This window comes from Nonomuraea rosea, from assembly GCF_039539705.1.
Lineage (GTDB): Bacteria > Actinomycetota > Actinomycetes > Streptosporangiales > Streptosporangiaceae > Nonomuraea > Nonomuraea rosea.
Map to the genome: position 1 here is coordinate 1 of NZ_BAABDQ010000114.1, position 2,280 is coordinate 2,280.

Consider the following 2,280-nt stretch of genomic DNA (forward strand, 5'->3'; position numbering starts at 1 on the left):
CGGTGGCGGGCATCCGGGCGGTTCTGCCGGGGGTGCGGGTGGCCAATATTTATGGGCCGACGGAGGCGACGGTGTATGCCACGGCTTGGTATGCCGATGGGGATGTGGGCGGGGTGGTGCCGATCGGCCGGCCGGTGGCGAACACGCGGGTGTATGTGCTGGACGGAGGGATGAACCCGGTCCCGGTCGGGGTGGCGGGGGAGTTGTACCTCGCGGGTGGCGGATTGGCGCGTGGGTATATGGGGCGGCCGGGGCTGACCGGGGAGCGGTTCGTGGCCGACCCGTTCTCGGCGGATGGCGGGCGGCTGTATCGCACCGGGGACGTGGTGCGCTGGAACGCCGAGGGCCAGGTGGAGTATCTGGGGCGGACTGACGAGCAGGTCAAGGTCCGTGGTTTCCGGATCGAGCTGGGTGAGGTGCAGGCGGTGGTGGCCGCGCATCCGCTGGTGGGTCAGGCGGTGGTGGTCGCCCGCGAGGACATGCCGGGTGACAAGCGCTTGGTCGCCTACGTCGTGCCGACTGGCGCGGACCCGCTCCTGGCCGAGTTGATCCGCGCGTTCATCGCGGATCGGTTGCCGTCCTACATGGTGCCGTCGGCGATCGTCGCCCTGGATGCCTTGCCGCTCAATGCCAACGGCAAGCTCGACCGCAAAGCCCTCCCCGCACCCGAATACACGACAGGTGCCGGCCGCGCCCCGGCCAACGTGCGGGAAGAGATCCTGTGCGCGACGTTCGCCGAGGTCTTAGGCCTGGACAGCGTCGGCGTGGACGACGACTTCTTCGCACTCGGCGGCCACTCCCTGCTCGCGATCCGCCTGGTGGCGCTGCTGCGGGCCCGCGATGTCCCGGTGTCCGTACGCACCCTGTTCGAGGCGCCGACCCCGGCCGGGCTGGCACGGTCCGCGGATGACACGCAGGCACCCGTACCCGCGAACCTGATCCCCGCGGACGCCACCGTCATCACCCCGGACCTGCTGCCCCTGGTGGACCTGACCGCCGGCGAGATCGACCGGATCGCGGCCACGGTGGCGGGCGGCGCGGCGAACATCGCCGACATCTACCCCCTTGCCCCGCTTCAGGAAGGACTGCTCTTCCACCACCTCCTCGCCGACGGCGGCCAGGACGCCTACGTGATGCCGACCGTGCTGGAGTTCGACTCGCGCGAGCGGCTCGACACGTTCGCGAACGCGTTGCAGCAGGTGATCGACCGGCACGACATCTACCGCACCTCCATCGTCTGGGACGGGCTGCGCGAGCCGGTGCAGGTGGTGTGGCGCCGCGCGGCGCTGCCGATTCAGGACCTCACGCCGGACCAGGAGAGCGCCGACCCGGTCGCCGAACTCCTGGCCGGCGGCGGCATGTCCATGGACCTCGACCGCGCCCCGCTGATCCGGATGCACACGGCGGCCCTGCCCGGCAGCGGCACGTGGCTGGCCCTGGTCCGGATCCACCACATGGTCCAGGACCACACGGCCCTGGAGGTGCTGCTCGAAGAGGTACGCGCCTTCCTCACCGGCCAAGGCCGGCGACTGGCCGCGCCGCTGCCGTTCCGGGACTTCGTGGCCCAGGCCAGGACCGGAGCCGAACGCGCCGACCACGAGCGCTACTTCACCCAGCTGCTCGGTGACGTGACCGAGCCGACCGCGCCGTTCGGGCTGGTGGACGCGCGCCGCGACGGCATGGACACGATCCGGGCCCGCGTCGACTTCGAGGCCGGGCTGCACACGCGGCTGCTGGAGGTCGCGCGCCGGGTGGGGGCGAGTCCGGCGACGTTGCTGCATGTGGTGTGGGCGCGGGTGCTGGCGGCGGTGTCGGGGCGTGACGACGTGGTGTTCGGCACGGTCCTGTTCGGCCGCATGAGCACGAACGCCGGCTCGGAACGCGTCCCCGGCCCCTTCATCAACACCCTGCCGGTGCGCGTGCGTATCCACGAGGCGGGCGTGCTGGGCGCCGTGTCGGCGATGCGGAGCCAGCTCGCCGGATTGGTCGAGCATGAGCACGCGCCGCTGACCCTGGCGCAGCGGGCGAGCGGCGTGCCGGGTGACCTGCCGCTGTTCACCGCCCTGTTCAACTACCGCCACAACACCCCCGGCGAGTCCAACGGACCGGACGCGAGCCAGGGCCTCGACGGAATCAGGCGGGTCTACTTCAAGGAGCGCACCAACTATCCGCTGCTGGTGTCGGTGGATGACGACGGGGATCGGATCTCGCTGGCGGTGGACGCGGTGGCGCCGATCGATCCTCGGGAGGTGGGGGTGCTGGTGCGGACGGCTGCGGAGA

The 2,280-nt window shown here is 71.2% G+C and carries 1 protein-coding gene; it reads left to right on the forward strand.

Features of this window, described 5'->3' with window-relative positions:
• Positions 1-71: 71 nt before the first annotated feature.
• Positions 72-2,280 (forward strand): condensation domain-containing protein (locus ABEA43_RS67590; RefSeq protein ID WP_345581482.1); only part of this gene is annotated, 2,209 nt, incomplete at its 3' end.